The organism is Cyclobacteriaceae bacterium, assembly GCA_013141055.1.
Lineage (GTDB): Bacteria > Bacteroidota > Bacteroidia > Cytophagales > Cyclobacteriaceae > ELB16-189.
Genome location: JABFRS010000001.1, coordinates 987,488 through 1,002,843, shown reverse-complemented (window position 1 = coordinate 1,002,843; position 15,356 = coordinate 987,488). Strand labels below are relative to the sequence as shown.

General features: G+C 40.7%; 16 protein-coding genes. 13 read left to right on the top strand and 3 right to left on the bottom strand.

Annotated features, from left to right (window positions below; translation table 11 throughout):
* Position 1 precedes the first annotated feature (1 nt).
* From HOP08_04320 to HOP08_04290, 7 genes are all read left to right on the top strand, one after another.
* Positions 2-1,195: an NADH:ubiquinone reductase (Na(+)-transporting) subunit B gene (locus HOP08_04320; protein NOT74131.1), complete on the top strand. Its 1,194-nt coding sequence runs from the start codon at positions 2-4 to the stop codon at positions 1,193-1,195.
* Positions 1,182-1,907, top strand: coding sequence for an NADH:ubiquinone reductase (Na(+)-transporting) subunit C (gene nqrC, locus HOP08_04315; protein NOT74130.1), 726 nt, complete (start codon positions 1,182-1,184; stop codon positions 1,905-1,907). Before HOP08_04320 ends, nqrC begins: the two co-directional genes overlap by 14 nt.
* Complete coding sequence (locus tag HOP08_04310) at positions 1,904-2,572, top strand: NADH:ubiquinone reductase (Na(+)-transporting) subunit D (GenBank protein ID NOT74129.1); 669 nt, start codon at positions 1,904-1,906, stop codon at positions 2,570-2,572. The genes nqrC and HOP08_04310 overlap by 4 nt, the downstream gene beginning before the upstream one ends.
* A 10-nt stretch (positions 2,573-2,582) precedes the next feature.
* Positions 2,583-3,197 carry an NADH:ubiquinone reductase (Na(+)-transporting) subunit E gene (gene nqrE, locus HOP08_04305; protein ID NOT74128.1) on the top strand — a complete coding sequence of 205 codons (615 nt, stop codon included), beginning with the start codon at positions 2,583-2,585 and terminating at the stop codon, positions 3,195-3,197.
* Between the two features lie 68 nt (positions 3,198-3,265).
* Positions 3,266-3,829: a DUF502 domain-containing protein gene (locus HOP08_04300; GenBank protein ID NOT74127.1), complete on the top strand. Its 564-nt coding sequence runs from the start codon at positions 3,266-3,268 to the stop codon at positions 3,827-3,829.
* A gap of 113 nt (positions 3,830-3,942) precedes the next feature.
* The gene (locus HOP08_04295; GenBank protein ID NOT74126.1) at positions 3,943-6,351 is read left to right on the top strand and encodes an FtsX-like permease family protein; all 2,409 of its coding nucleotides are present in this window, start codon (positions 3,943-3,945) and stop codon (positions 6,349-6,351) included.
* Between the two features lie 61 nt (positions 6,352-6,412).
* On the top strand, positions 6,413-6,787 hold the full coding sequence (locus HOP08_04290) for a fibronectin type III domain-containing protein (protein NOT74125.1): 375 nt from the start codon (positions 6,413-6,415) through the stop codon (positions 6,785-6,787).
* Positions 6,788-6,791: 4 nt separating this feature from the next.
* On the opposite strand, the gene HOP08_04285 is transcribed toward HOP08_04290, so the two are convergent.
* Positions 6,792-7,169 carry a DUF4345 domain-containing protein gene (locus tag HOP08_04285; protein NOT74124.1) on the bottom strand — a complete coding sequence of 126 codons (378 nt, stop codon included), beginning with the start codon at positions 7,167-7,169 and terminating at the stop codon, positions 6,792-6,794.
* Positions 7,170-7,224: 55 nt separating this feature from the next.
* On the opposite strand from HOP08_04285, the gene HOP08_04280 reads away from it, so the two are divergent.
* The 3 genes from HOP08_04280 to HOP08_04270 are packed head-to-tail and all read left to right on the top strand — an operon-like array spanning position 7,225 to position 9,606.
* Positions 7,225-8,280: a helix-turn-helix domain-containing protein gene (locus HOP08_04280; protein NOT74123.1), complete on the top strand. Its 1,056-nt coding sequence runs from the start codon at positions 7,225-7,227 to the stop codon at positions 8,278-8,280.
* On the top strand, positions 8,277-9,125 hold the full coding sequence (locus HOP08_04275) for a hypothetical protein (protein ID NOT74122.1): 849 nt from the start codon (positions 8,277-8,279) through the stop codon (positions 9,123-9,125). Before HOP08_04280 ends, HOP08_04275 begins: the two co-directional genes overlap by 4 nt.
* On the top strand, positions 9,091-9,606 hold the full coding sequence (locus HOP08_04270; GenBank protein NOT74121.1) for a DUF350 domain-containing protein: 516 nt from the start codon (positions 9,091-9,093) through the stop codon (positions 9,604-9,606). Before HOP08_04275 ends, HOP08_04270 begins: the two co-directional genes overlap by 35 nt.
* Positions 9,607-9,610: 4 nt before the next feature.
* Here the strand turns inward: HOP08_04270 and mnmA are convergent, their stop codons facing one another.
* Complete coding sequence (mnmA, locus tag HOP08_04265) at positions 9,611-10,831, bottom strand: tRNA 2-thiouridine(34) synthase MnmA (GenBank protein NOT74120.1); 1,221 nt, start codon at positions 10,829-10,831, stop codon at positions 9,611-9,613.
* Complete coding sequence (locus HOP08_04260; protein NOT74119.1) at positions 10,832-12,058, bottom strand: TlpA family protein disulfide reductase; 1,227 nt, start codon at positions 12,056-12,058, stop codon at positions 10,832-10,834.
* A gap of 119 nt (positions 12,059-12,177) precedes the next feature.
* On the opposite strand from HOP08_04260, the gene HOP08_04255 reads away from it, so the two are divergent.
* From HOP08_04255 to HOP08_04245, 3 genes are all read left to right on the top strand, one after another.
* Positions 12,178-13,296: a CoA transferase gene (locus HOP08_04255; GenBank protein ID NOT74118.1), complete on the top strand. Its 1,119-nt coding sequence runs from the start codon at positions 12,178-12,180 to the stop codon at positions 13,294-13,296.
* 179 nt (positions 13,297-13,475) lie between these two features.
* A complete protein-coding gene (locus tag HOP08_04250) occupies positions 13,476-13,844 on the top strand; it encodes a hypothetical protein (protein NOT74117.1) in 369 nt (122 codons plus the stop codon).
* Positions 13,845-13,973: 129 nt separating this feature from the next.
* Entirely contained in the window at positions 13,974-15,323 is a 1,350-nt protein-coding gene (locus tag HOP08_04245) for a paraquat-inducible protein A (GenBank protein NOT74116.1), read from the top strand.
* The last annotated feature ends 33 nt before the right edge of the window (positions 15,324-15,356 follow it).

Here is a 15,356-nt window from a genome sequence, read left to right as displayed (position 1 = left end):
TATGAATTTTTTGAGGAAACGTCTTGACTCGGTCAAGCATAATTTTGAAAAAGGAGGCAAGCTTGAGAAGTACTATTTCGCCTATGAGGCAATGGATACTTTTCTTTTCTCCCCCAATACAACAGCTGAAGTAAAAGGTGTTCAGGTCCGCGACGCAATCGATCTTAAAAGATTGATGATGACGGTGATCTTTGCAATGCTTCCTTGTTTGATCTTCGGAATGTGGAATGTGGGCCGTCAGCACTTTATTGCCATCGGTCAGACTGCTTCAGTAGGTGAAGAATTCTGGATAGGAATTATCAAAACCCTGCCCATTATAATTGTGTCATACGCAGTGGGACTTGGAGTTGAATTTATTTTCTCTACCATCCGTAAGCATCCTGTGAATGAAGGATACCTCGTCACCGGTATGTTGATACCATTGGTAATGCCTGCAGGAATTCCCCTCTGGCAGGTTGCCATTGCCACTATTTTCGCTGTGATCATTGGAAAAGAAGCTTTTGGGGGAACAGGAATGAATGTATTGAATGTTGCTCTTACGGCACGTGCTTTTTTATACTTTGCTTACCCCTCACAAATCTCTGGTGAAGTTTGGACATTCCTGGGTGATGGAGCTAAAACAGTTTCTGGATATTCAGGTGCGACTCCTTTAGCGCTCGCCGCTCAATCTACCGGAAATGTAGTGAACGACTTAAATAATTTTGGGGCCGGCTGGGCCGATGGAATTTATAGCTTCTGGAATATGTTCCTGGGTATAATGCCTGGGTGTATCGGTGAGACATCAACTTTAATGTGTCTGATCGGTGCAGCAATTCTAGTCATGACAGGAGTAGGAAGCTGGAAGATTATCTTTAGTGTGTTTGCAGGAGCTTTTGGAATGGGATTATTTCTTAATGCTGTTGGAACAAATCCATTCACACAAATGCCTGCACATTACCATCTTGTAATTGGTGGTCTTGCTTTTGGCGCGGTGTTTATGGCAACAGATCCTGTCACTGCAACGCAGACTGAAACTGGAAAATGGGTATATGGATTATTGATCGGGGTCTTCACTGTGTTGATCAGGGTTTTTAATCCTGCATATCCTGAAGGTATCATGCTGGCGATATTACTGATGAATGTTTTCGCTCCGCTGATTGATTATTTTGTAGTGGCCGCTAATAAAAAAAGGAGAATACAACGTGCGACAGTCTAACACTTATATCATTTTATATTCGGCTGCCATCACAGTGGTGTGCGGCGGATTACTGGCGTTTGCTGCGGTGAGCCTGAAGCCGCAGCAGGATGCAAATATTGCTATGGAACAGAAGAAGAATATTCTTGCTTCTGTAATCACCCTTAAGGAAGGAGATGATATCAATGAGATATATAATAAGCAGGTCAAGGCTTTTGTCATCGATGCACAAGGCAATGTGGTGGAGGGTATGACTCCTGAAAAAGTGATCGTTGCTGCAGAATATAAGAAAACTCCTAAGGAGAGATTGCTGCCAGTGTATGAGTTCCGTAATGATTCAGGAAAAGTAGAGTATGCAGTTATGCCGGTTTATGGCTACGGACTTTGGAATAACATCTGGGGATTCATTGCTGTAAAATCGGATTTTAATACCGTGCAGGGTGTGAAATTTCAACATGCTGGAGAGACGCCAGGTCTTGGAGCACGTATCGAGTCAGAAGAAATACAGGAAAGATTTAAGGGCAAATCCATCTTTGAGAATGGATCTTTAGTGTCTATCAATATTCAGAAAGGCGAAGGCAACGATTATTCTGGTAATCCTCATAAAGTGGATGGAATGTCTGGTGCCACGCTTACCGCGAAAGGCGTTAACAACATGCTAAAAGATTATCTGGCGTGTTATGAAAATTATTTGAAGAAGAATGTGGGGTCTACTAAACAAGCATCACTATGAGCACAGAAGCAGTAGCGGAAGTTATAAAAGAGAAGAAGGCCGAGCCTCTCTTTTCCAAGAAAAACAGAAAGCTGATCTCTAATCCACTGGATATTGATAACCCGGTAACGGTTCAGATCCTTGGTGTTTGTTCAGCACTCGCAGTCACTACTCAAATGAAGCCTGCATTTGTTATGTCTTTGGGTCTTACCATTGTAACGGCTTGCTCAAATGTTGCGATCTCTGCTTTGAGAAATACAATACCTTCACGGATTCGTATCATCGTGCAACTCGCAATTGTTTCACTGTGGGTAATCATGGTGGATCAGATATTGAAGGCATATGTCTATGATGTGTCAAAGCAATTATCAGTGTTTGTAGGATTGATCATTACAAACTGTATTGTAATGGGCCGCCTTGAAGCATACGCAATGGCTAACAAGCCCTGGCCATCCTTCCTTGATGGAATGGGCAATGGTCTTGGTTATGGAATGATCTTAATGGTACTGGCATTTGTTCGCGAGCTTTTTGGAGCGGGCTCACTTTTCGGATTTAAAGTATTTGCTTCTTTAGGAATACCGTATCAGGGAAACGGATTATTATTGTTGCCTGCCGGAGCTTGTATTCTTTTGGGAGTTATTATCTGGGTTCAGAGAACAATCAACGGTTATCGTGAATCCCATTAATTAATCAGCTATGGAAAACTTAATTAATATTGGTGTTCGTTCGATTTTTATCGACAACATGATTTTCGCCTACTTCCTTGGAATGTGTTCATTCCTGGCAATCTCAAAGAAGGTAAAGACTGCTTTTGGATTGGGGATCGCGGTGATATTCGTAATCGGAATTACGGTCCCGATCAACTGGCTTATTCAGAATTATGTTCTGACAGCTGGTTCCCTCAGCTGGTTAGGCGCTGGATTTGCTGATATCGATATCAGCTTTTTGCAGTTCATTGTATTCATTTCCGTTATTGCGGCAATCACCCAATTGACTGAAATGGCGGTTGAGAAATTTTCTCCTGCTTTGTATGGTACTCTTGGAATCTTTCTTCCACTGATCGCTGTTAATTGCTCAGTATTGGGAGCTGCACTTTTTATGGTGGGACGGCCTTATAATCTTGCGGAGGCAACAGTATTCGGTCTCGGATCCGGTATAGGATGGATGCTGGCGATCGTTGCGCTGGCGGGTGTGCGTGAAAAAATGAAATACTCCAATGTCCCGGCGCCATTAAGAGGTCTGGGAATAACATTCATCCTTGTTGGATTGATGTCCCTTGGATTTTTAAGCTTCCTCGGATTCTCACTTTAAACGAAATAAAACATCGTAAAAAGGCTTCCGGGGAAATTCGGAAGCCTTTTTAATTTTATAACAATCGAATGAAGAAGATATTTCAAAAAGTCGCACGCTATTTTTTTAATGGAACACTGTTTATCGTTCCACTTGTAGCAACTGTCTATTTTATCATCCAGGCTTTTCAATGGCTTGATACGCGACTGGATCTTCCTTATCCGGGAGTTGGATTCGCCATTATTCTGAGTGCCATTACCCTCTTTGGATACTTTACCACAAATTTTGCTTTTCAGACTTTCTCCAATTGGTTTGATCATATCATTAATCGTATTCCTCTTGTAAAGCTGATCTATTCTTCCGTTAAAGATCTGCTGGGAGCTTTTGTGGGAGATAAGAGAAAGTTTGATAAGCCCGTACTTGTTACGATCAATAAGGAAAATAACATTTATAGAATCGGGTTCATCACTCAGGCTGATCTTACAGAAATTGGCTTGGGGGAAATGGTGGCTGTTTATTTTCCTCATTCGTATGCTTTCTCCGGTGATCATTTCCTTGTGCTTCGTGAGAATGTTAAGCAACTTGATATTTCCGGCTCTGCTGCTATGAAATTCATTGTATCCGGTGGTATTTCAGGATTTAAAGAAATCTGATTTGCTTCATATGATCTGCTGTATAGCAGCATTTTATTGGCTTTCTATAATGGAATAGGGGTATTTTCGTGCTGAGTTGTCTGTATCATACGGTCACATAAACTTATTATACCATGTTAAAAAACTATCTGAGAATGGCGAGACGTAGCCTGCTCAAAAACAGAGTCTTCTCATTTATAAATATTTTCGGATTAGGTGTTGGTATAGCAGCCTTCCTGTTCATCATTCATTATGTAAGATTTGAAAAAAGCTATGAGGAGTATAATCCCAATGCTGATCGCGTCTTCCGTGTCACACTGGACATTTATAATGGAACGGAGTATGTAATGACTGATTGTGAAACTCATCCTGGTTTTGGCCCTCTGGTCAAAGAGAGAATTCCTGAGGTAGTTGATTTTGCAAGAATGTTTCACAATGATGGCCTTCAGGAGATAAGAGTCGGCGACGATAAATTTCTTGATGAGGGAATTTATTTTGCTGATCCTTCAGCTTTTGAAGTATTCGGTATTAAGACTCTGAAGGGTGATTCGAGGAATGCACTTGTTGAGCCATTTCAGGCAGTGCTTTCAACTTCCGTGGTTAAAAAGTATTTCGGCAACATAGACCCACTGGGAAAATCAATTGAGATTGATAGAAAATTGTATCAAATAACGGCGGTGATGGCGGACTGCCCCGCCAATACTCATTTGAAATTCGGAATACTCCTTTCTCATTCGACCATGTATAAGATCAATGAATGGTATCGTGATGATAATTGGGGTGGTAATAATGAGTTTACTTATTTTTTAATGGTTCCGGGGGCAAGTGTAAATGACTTTAACAAAAAGCTTCTAATAATAGCCGATGAGCTAAAGGAAAAAATTGATTATTCCCGATACACTGCGGAGCCCATCAAAGACATTCACCTCTATTCAAATAAGTCATTTGAGCCAGAGCCAAACGGCAGCATCAAAATAGTTTATTTCATGATTACTATTGCCCTGTTCATAGTAGTTATTGCATGGGTAAATTATGTTAATCTCTCTACGGCAAAGGCAATTGAAAGAGGAAAGGAAGTAGGGATCAGAAAAGTAATGGGATCCGTAAAGCATCAGCTTGTTTTCCAGTTCTTGTCAGAATCATTCATTGTAAATCTAATCGCTGGTATTCTTGCTTTGTTTTTGTTCTGGATTGCTTTGCCGATGTTCCGTGATATTACAGGCCAATCCCTTCCATTAAATTTTGTCAATGACATTAATTTCTGGCTCTTATTAACTGGATTGATCTTCTTTGGATCAGTGCTTGCCGGATTGTACCCTGCCTTTGTTCTGTCATCTTTTCAACCCGCAACAATCCTAAAAGGCAAATTCCAGTCGTCAGCAAGAGGACAGCAGCTTCGCAAAGCACTGGTAGTATTTCAATTTGGTGCTACGATTGTTCTAATGGTGTGTCTTATTGCTGTTTACGCGCAAATAAATTTTCTCAGAGACATCGACCTTGGAATGAACATAGATCAGACTCTTGCGATACGCGCCCCTCGTACCAATGCCGCCGATTCAGTCTATAAAGTCTCTTTTCAGAATTTTAAAACGGAGCTTCTTCAGAATTCATCCGTTAAAAAAGTAGGCAGGTCGGATGCTTTGCCAGGATTAAGTGTGCACGAACTTAGTACTACCACTTTCAGAAAATTTGGCGAAGAGAAGTCGAAGGGAAATTATGAGTATTATTATTTCAGTGCTGATGCTGATTTTATCCCTGCACTTGGAATGAGCCTGGTAGAGGGAAAGAATTTTGAAGATGGCCTTCCTAATACGGATCAGGTAATTATTAATGAGGAAGCGGCACGTCAACTCGGATACACATCAGCGGAAGAAGCAATTGGTGGAAGGATTACTTTCAGAACCCGCAATGTAGAATACTCAACAATCGTTGGGGTCCTGAAGAATTTTTATCAACGATCTCCAAAGGAAAAGCAGATGCCGATACTTCTCTACTACCGTGAAAGATCAGATTATTTTAGTATTCGACTAAATACTCAAAACGTTGAGGAAAGTATTGCTACCATAAAAGAGCTATGGACTAAAAACTACCCGGACGTTTTGTTCCATTACTTCTTTATAGATGAAGTTTATAATAGTCAATACCAAAGCGATGCTCAGTTTGGAAAAATTGTAGCTATTTTTTCTGCTCTTGCCATATTCATTGCCTGTCTTGGATTATTTGGACTATCATCCTATACAATAGTCCAGCGGGCAAAGGAAATTGGAATACGCAAGGTTCTCGGCGCATCTGTGCATCAGATTGTTCAGTTACTTTCAGCTGACTTCATGAAAGTCATTCTTGTCGCATCGATTGTTGCCATACCCATTGCCTATTTTATAATTCACGAATGGCTTATGACTTATTCTGTCAGGGTAACTCTGAATGTGTGGATGTTTGGAATTCCCATGATCGTAATATTGATGATAGCATTCCTTACAGTTAGTTTTCAGACAATTAAGACAGCTATTGCGAATCCTGTGAAGTCATTGAAGCAGGATTGATAGTGCTTTAATATTTGCAGGAAGGCGGGATTAAAAGAATCCGGATCACTATCTTTGAAGAATGAAGAAGTGGGGTATTCTTTTAATTTTCGTTGCTATTGCCTGCCAGGACAATGAAGCAGATGCACCGGAGTTGTTTCCGGACAACGCACAGCAAATAGGAGCGACCAGCGTGGTAATGGGTGCAGAGATAAAGGAGATCGGTCCGGTCCGTCCTGTCAACTTTGGTTTCCTTTGGGATACCCAATCAGACCTATCTGTCATCAACTCAAAGAATAAAATAGTGCTCGGGTCTACCAGTGAGGCAAGAAAATTCAGCATCAAACTCGATAACCTTACGCCGGCCACTACTTATTTTTATAGAGGATTCGCGGCAAACGCTGACTATTCAAAGATCTATTATAGCAGTATCGTCTCTTTTACTACACTTCCCTGATCTCCTAAGATCGGATTTTGACTAACAGGAAGAGGGCTATTGCTATTGAAGCACTTTCTGTTATCAGCCATATAACAACAAAGGAGTTGGGACTTCCATCCAGTAAAATTCCTGAGAGCCTTCCGATTACAAATCCCGAAGTATACAGAAGTACTAAAATCAAAGATGTCTGAACGTCTTTCAAAATTCCGTAGACACAAAATATTCCAAATGCAAGATGCATTCCCCCATAAACGGCTCTCATAGAGCTGAGGGCACTTGAATTATCCAGCACTATGCCTACCTGCGAAAGCACAGCCCTGGGATCAATAAGTGTTTCAATTCCTACCTTGACAAATGCGAGGGCCATCAGGCCAAGGAAAATCTGTGTAATTGTTTTCATAGTTGTCGTTTTATTTAATCAAACGTTAATTGGATTTCGTCAGAAGTGATAACTTGTGACAAAAGAGGGACATTTTGCGACAACCGGAATGTTCAATCATGCCATGTTCGCACACATGCCCATCATCAGAGATATTATTTATGGAGCAGTATCCAAAGGTGCTGATATGGAAAGTCTTTGCCGACTGGCAAAAGTTGATCCGGCAGACTTAAATCATTCAGATAAAAAACTTGATTTTGAATCAGCTTACAAAGTGTGGGAACTGGCGGTCAAGCTGACTAATGATAATCTACTTGGTTTGCATTTGGGTGAAACTACCAATCCTTCCATTCTTGGATTGATCGGCAATTTGATGCAAAGCAGCCCTTCGCTTAAAGATGCCTTTGAGAGCGTTGCCAAATTTGGAAGGGTGGCGACGAATATGTTTCGATACTCAATCTATAAAGAAGGCTCAAGCTATATTTTGCAATTTGACCCGGAAATAGTCTGGACCAGGCAATCACCTGGTAGCGCACAACAGGCGGTGGATCAGGCAATGGCTGGAACACTTCAGGTATTCTATCTTCTTTCGGGAAAAAAAGTATCTCCCATGCAGGTAAATTTTCACAGCAGGGAACGTTTTGCATTACCAGAGTATGAAAGAGTATTCAAATGTTCTCTGAACCTGAAAGCGGGGGTCAATCAATTGATTTTTGCGAATCATCAATTGGCATCAAAAGTCATAAGCTATGACCATTCACTCTACCGAATGTTTGATAAAATGCTGACAGGAATCTCTCGGGAGCGTATGTCAAAGGAAAAGTTTTCAAATCGCGTGAGGAGAATTATATTGACAGAATTTAACGGGCAGGTGCCACCTATTGAATTTCTGGCGATGAACCTTGGATTAACCACCCGCTCATTGCAAAGAAAATTGAAAGAGGAGAAAATAACTTTCAGGAAATTATCGATAATGATTAAAAAGGATATCGCACGACAACTATTAGCCAATCCTGATTTAAAGGTAGCTTACGTTGCGAGCATTCTTGGTTATTCGGAAGCGAGTGCCTTTAGAAGAGCATACAAAACATGGACTCATTCTTCACCGCGTAAAACAATGAAACTAAAGTGAAAAAGATATTCAGGGTGATGTGTATTTTGCTGATCGCCCTGGGTGTCATCATCAATTTTTTTGATTCTTCTGAGGAGAGCACTTCAACTATCAACTCAGTTCCGGTAGATGAATTTTCAATTGAAGACTTTGATACCAGCGACACGCTTGGATGGGAGGTAGCAACAACACATCATCGGGTATGGAAAGACGCAGATGCATCCAAACGCAGATTACAGTTTTCTTTTACACCTGCTATGTCTGATGAAGCATTTTATCATCGTGATACGATGCTGATTGATGAGGGTGAAAATGAAAAAATATTCTGGAGGAACTTTTATTTCGGATTGTATGATCACAACAAGGAATCCTTGAATCCTTTGAAGGATTCCATTATCTCGATGGGGGTAACGGACAATATTTCGGCCCCTGATCTTATCTATACTGCTGTTTCAATGATTCAGGACATTCCATATAATTATATTCTTTCTACTGACAGCTGCTTTACACACACAGATTATCCATGCGTCCCTCTTCAGCGTTATGGGATTTTATCTCCAGTGGAGTTTTTATATTCACTATCAGGCGATTGCGATACAAGAACTGTCACCTTATTTACTCTATTAAAGAACCTTGGATTTGATCCAATCATCGTGAACAGCTACCAGTATCGGCATTCCATGCTGGCTGTGGATGTTCCCACAGGTGGTGATTTCATTATGCATAAAGGCAGAAAGTTTTACTTTTGGGAGACCACCGCCACCGGATGGATGCCTGGAATGCTCCCTCCAGATATGCCAAATACTAATTACTGGACTATAATTTTAGATTATGAATTCGAAGCTGACCCTACTCGCAATTATTGAAATTCTTTCTGGTCTTAGCATGGGAGTAGCCATTATGGCTGTTACATATCTACTGCTAAAGTATTACGGCAAGAAGAAGTATGATATCAACCAGAATAATCAGGCATTTGGAATATTTACTGCATGTATTCTTTTTTCTGTTGGCTACATGGTGAGTGGTGTTATTCAACCATTACTTTCACTTTTCAGAATTCTATCAACGCGTGATAATAGTACTTTTCACCTTCTGATAACTTTCATGGGATACGGAGCTTTGTACATACTGATGGCCTATGTCACTGCTTTACTGGTGTGCTGGCTTGGAATGCTCATCTATGACTACATCACACCTATCGATGAGATAACAGAATTAAAGAATAATAATCTTGCAGTGGCACTGGTGGTAGGAAGTATCATCATTACACTCAGTCTTATGACGCATGATGGAGTAAGCCTTTTGATCGAATCCTTTATTCCTTACCCGGAAATGTATCCGAAATAGCTATTTAGTTAATAACCCCAGATCCAACCAGTTCGTCTTCATTATACCATGCGGCAAACTGTCCGGGTGTGATCCCGCGTTGAGGCCGATCAAAAATAATGTACAAACCTTCCTCTTTTTTGTGCAGAGTACAGAGTTCTAAAGGTTGACGATACCGAATTCTGGCCTTGTATTCCTTTGATTCATTTACCTTTAATGAAAGATCATTTCGAATCCAATGTTCATCATTGTTGGGAACAAAAAGTCCCTTTCGATAAAGACCCGGATGATCTTCTCCCATGCCGGTATAAATAACGTTTTTATCTGTATCAGTGCCGATCACAAATAAAGGTTTTTCAAATCCGCCGATATTTAGTCCACGTCTTTGTCCAATGGTGTAATAATGAGCTCCGTTATGCTCGCCAACAACTTCACCTAATTCAGGAGAAAATACATATGGCTTCGTCATTTCCACAAGATCATCGTAGTTAATCCCGTTTTTAAAAATTAAAGAATCTGTTGCGACCTCAATGACGTTTCCTTTTTTGGTTTCGAGTCTTTGCTGAAGAAAATCAGGCAAATGAACCTTCCCAACAAAGCATAAGCCTTGTGAATCTTTCTTCTCTGCTGTCGAGAGATTGGCTTTTCGGGCAATATCTCTCACCTCAGGCTTCAATAATTCGCCAACAGGAAAAAGTGCTTTTGAAAGTTGCTGCTGCGTCAACTGACATAGAAAATAGCTTTGATCTTTATTGGGATCTTTTCCTGCCAGAAGCTGATAATGAACCTGCCCATCTTTTTCCAGTGTTCCTTTTCTGCAATAATGCCCTGTTGCAACAAAATCAGCCCCCAGCTTTAGTGCAGCATTTAGAAATACATCGAATTTGATTTCACGATTGCAAAGGACATCAGGATTAGGTGTACGTCCACGCTGATATTCTGCGAACATATAATCGACAATGCGCTCTTTGTATTCTTTGCTGAGATCGATTGCCTGAAAAGGTATTCCAAGATGTTGTGCGACAATCATGGCATCATTGCTATCATCAAGCCATGGACATTCATTGCTGATTGTTACCGAATCATCATGCCAGTTCTTCATGAACATCCCTATCACTTCATATCCCTGCTCTTTCAGGAGATATGCTGCAACACTGGAATCCACTCCGCCGGAAAGGCCGACCACGACCCGCTTACGAGTGGTAAGATTCTTTGTGCCTGAAGATGATTGGTTATTAGAATTCATTTATTTCTTAGAAACCTGTTTCTCACTCAATAATTGATTGATCACTTCATTAAAGCGTTGTTTGAACTGGTCATAATATACTCCTGTGCCAGGTCCCTCAAATCCAGTCCTGATATGCTTTACTTTTCCATCCTTCCCAATAAAAATAGTAGTAGGGAAGGCCAACACTTTGTTAAGCATGGGTAATGTTTCAGAGGCTTTCACCTTATCATTGGTGCCGGCAATAACAAATTCATAGGGCACGTTAAGTTTATTCTTCATTTTCAGGACACGCTCACTGGCATAAGTAAAATCGTCCTTGCGTTCATATGCAAGACCCAGAATCTCTACCCCACGTTCTTTGTTGTCATTATACCATTGAGAAAGGAACTTGGTTTCGTCCATGCAATTAGGACACCATGTCCCAAAGATCTGAAGGATCAATACTTTGCCCTTGTATTTTTCCGGTGTGATGATATTCTTATTGAGATCCGGAAAGCTGAAGTCGATTTTTTCAAATCCTTCCTTCAGAAATGTCAAGCCTTCCGCATCTGGCATGACAGCATTATCATCTTTTACGGCAGTCCATGTCTCGTGAGAAGCTTTGCCCGACCAGTAATCTCCGGTTAGGGTATTGTTTTCATTTTTTGTAGCAATGAAAAGAAAAGAATGATTGCCATCGAAGGTGCTCAGAAAGAGAGTATCATTAACAACGCTTCCTTCCAGATAACGATAGTCTCCGGTCGTCGTCAGGAAAGTTCCTTCAACATGATTTCCCTTTTGATTAAAGACACCCACGGAAACAGACGTATCATTTTTACTGTCAATAAACTTAACGGCATATTTGCCTGCAAAGTCAGTGGTTGCCATATCGCTTGTTTTTTCAAACCTGTAATCATCTCCAAACGATGCATTGAAAGGCATTCTGAATGACCGATCATAATTTTTCAGATAAAACCCGTGGAGCGAATTTCCTTCTACTTTAGCATGTAGTTCTGCATCAAAAATATGCAGCACCATTTTAACCGAATCACCATCAATCTTCACCTCATCAAGCGTAAGCTTTTCACCGGCATTTCTGATATAAATCAGATATTTTCCATCAAGATTTTCTACCTCAAAGGTAAATGGCAACTTTTGTCCCTGCTGGTCCAGAACACCTCTCCAGATCCCTGTTTGGAGTACAACAGGCTTATCTGAACAAGAAAGGAGAATAACGCTGGCAAGAAAAAAGTACAGAATTCGCATAGTTTTCGGATTTTGAATCCAGAACGCAAAAATGCACCAAATGATTCTAATTTCGCTGGACAAACTATCTAATTCCTGGTTTTTGAAACCGCTCAGGAATACTTAATAAATCATTATCAATGTTTGAAAATCTTAAAGTGCTTGAACTAGCTTCTGTCCTGGCAGGTCCAAGTGTTGGACAATTTTTTGCCGAAATGGGAGCTGAAGTTATCAAGATTGAGAATCTGAAAACAGGCGGTGATGTTACGCGTTCCTGGAAAGGCTCAACAGAAAAAGAGGGTGATATTTCCGCTTATTTCTGTTGCTGTAACTGGGGAAAAAAATCAGTTGCTCTTGATCTTAACACCATTGAAGGAAAATCCATCGTTCATAGACTTGCGCTAAGATCTGACATTATCATTGCCAGCTATAAACCTGGAGATGCTGAGAAGCTTGGAGTGTCCTATGATCAGCTGTCATTGATCAACAGACAACTTATCTATGGACAGATCACAGGATATGGATCTCAAAGCGATCAGGTAGGATACGATGCTGTGATTCAGGCTGAATCAGGATTTATGGATCTTAATGGTGAAAAGGATGGACCTCCTGTAAAAATGCCAGTTGCATTAATTGATGTGCTTGCAGGTCATCAGTTAAAGGAGGCGCTATTGCTTGCGTTGATAAAAAAGGAAAGATCCGGAAAAGGAAGTTTTGTGGAAGTTTCACTGCTTCAGACAGCAGTTTCTTCTCTTGCCAATCAGGCAACAAATTGGTTGGTAGCAGATGTACTTCCAATACGCAAGGGTTCTGCTCATCCTAACATTGCTCCTTATGGAGAGGTATTCAAAACGAGTGATGATAAACTCTTATTGCTTGCAGTGGGCAATGACAAACAGTTTAAGAATCTCATGAAGATCCTTGGTAATCCATTGATCGCTGAGCTTTCCCTCTATTCCACAAATGAGGCTAGAGTTAGGAACAGAAAATCCCTGCGTGAGACACTCGTTCCCCTGATTCAACAGATCGAAAGTCAGAAGCTATTGACACAATTACATTTCGAGAAGGTTCCCGGTGGACTGATTCAGAATATTCAGCAACTTTTTGAAATGCCGGAAGCAAAAGAGATGATACTTGTTGCAGAAAGTTTAAAAGGGGTCAGGGTTTTCGCAGGTTCCGGACTTGAGGGCATGGCAGATCAGTTGTCTGCTCCACCTTCATTGGGACAGCATAATAATGAGATCATTGCATCATTATAGCATCGATATCTTCCTGTTTTTTTCTCATTCGATATGGTCGTCTTCCTGAGGAATTAATACGGGATTAATCAGCCTTATCTGCCGGATAATGTCCCTGAATTCTCATGAAATTTCCGCCAAAAAGTATTACATTGCCTCTCTTTTCGTTTAATAAAACACCAGATAACCTCTTTTCTACTATGCTTTTTGAATCAAACCCATATACTTCACTCTGGAATAAGTATCGTCCCATGATTCTGAAATTGATGGTAGATGCCGGGAAAGATCCTCAGCAATACAGGCTTTTTTCTCATGAATTCAAAGCCGTTGGCCTAAAGGAAAAGACTGGGTATTCATTTGTTCTGGAAGTTTCGAACGGAAAAGCAGTTAATAAAATCAAGGATTCTACCGTAGCGCGTGACCTTCTGGGAGTGCTTCAGCAATCTCAGAAAGCATCACAATTGATGAGCGAAGCAGTGTACGAACTGAAGATGGATAAACAGTTCATGTTTCATGTCACCAGAAAGGTAGAAGTTCCTGCTGCAGAGGTCCCTGCGACCCCTGAATAGTCTCTTTGAGGAAAATATTCTACACTCCGGATTTCCCTTTTTGTCGCTTGTCCTGAATAGGTTTAAATACTACCTACATTGGGGGGCATAATGATTGCATTAAGGCATTGAGCTTTAATTCACTTCCCCTTGAATATCTTCATCAAACGTTCTGTCCTTATCCTCCTCACAGGAGCACTTCTTGCTCTTGCAACATGGAGTGGACTGCAAGTAGCACTGATCTCAAATGATCGTGCTGATATTAAAAGGGACTATGGTACACTCAACAATATTTCTTACGGACTTCTTTCGGTAAATGCCTGGAGAGATCACCTTGTGCGTGTCGTTACTCACCGCATTGATGATTTTGAATTTACTCCTGAACAGGAAAAGGCGATGAGGGATGAAGTCTCCGCCGTGCTTCATGCAGTGCTTTATAAAGCTGATAGCATGGTTCAGAAAAAGCAAAAAACAGTCGGAGGTAAGCTGAAGAAATTCGCAGTAAACACGTTTGTCAATCAGGAAAAACTTCATGACCAGGTACCGCAGTTTTCAAGGACCATTGTCAATGAGTTGAAGAAACCAGCTAATAAGGAGAAGCTGAAGTTCCTTGTGAAGAGCAAGCTGGAGGAATTTGGATCAATCACTTATGATAGTGCCAATGATGTAATGCGAAGCAGAAACATCCTTGACAAGTATCAGATGTCAGACGTGCCTACATTCAATGTGTATACCAAGATTGTACTGGATGAATTACAACGCAAGACCTACTTTTTTACCTTTATCATACTTGGAGTAATGGTTGTGTTTCTGTTTCTCTGGTGGGCCCTACGTTCACAAAAAGAAATACAGACACCCTTATTTGTTGTGAGTATTTTATTGGCTCTCGTTGTGCTCTTCGTGGGGCTCACCTCACCAATGATAGAAATCGATGCGCGTATTCAGGAAATGAGCTTTCTTCTCATCGGTGAAAGAATTGTGTTCAATGATCAGGTTATTTTCTTTCAAAGCAAAAGCATTGTAGATGTCGTTACGATATTGATGGAGACTGGTAAATGGGATTCTGCTTTTGTGGGAATTCTGATTCTCGCTTTCAGTATCTTATTTCCTATTGCAAAATTGTTATCCACCAAGCTGTATCTGTTGGGAAACGAGAAATTAAGATCGAACAAGATTATAAATTTCTTTGCGTTCAAATCCGGTAAATGGAGTATGGCAGACGTCAATGTTGTTGCTATTTTCATGGCATACATTGGTTTCAAGGGCATCCTCGACAGTCAGATGGAAAGTCTCAACATGAAGGGAGATTCACTCGCTAGTATATCTACAAATCAAACTACCCTTCAGCCCGGATTTATTCTTTTTGTGGCCTTTGTATTATTCGGATTGATCCTTTCTACCATTTTGCAGAAGATCACAGAGCGTGAGGAAAAGACTACACTTGCCAATAGTACACCTGAGATTCCGCTAAAAGCGAAATTGGCTGGTGCAAAGAATTAGATTAAACCTTTTGGTTTAAAATGAGTCTAATGC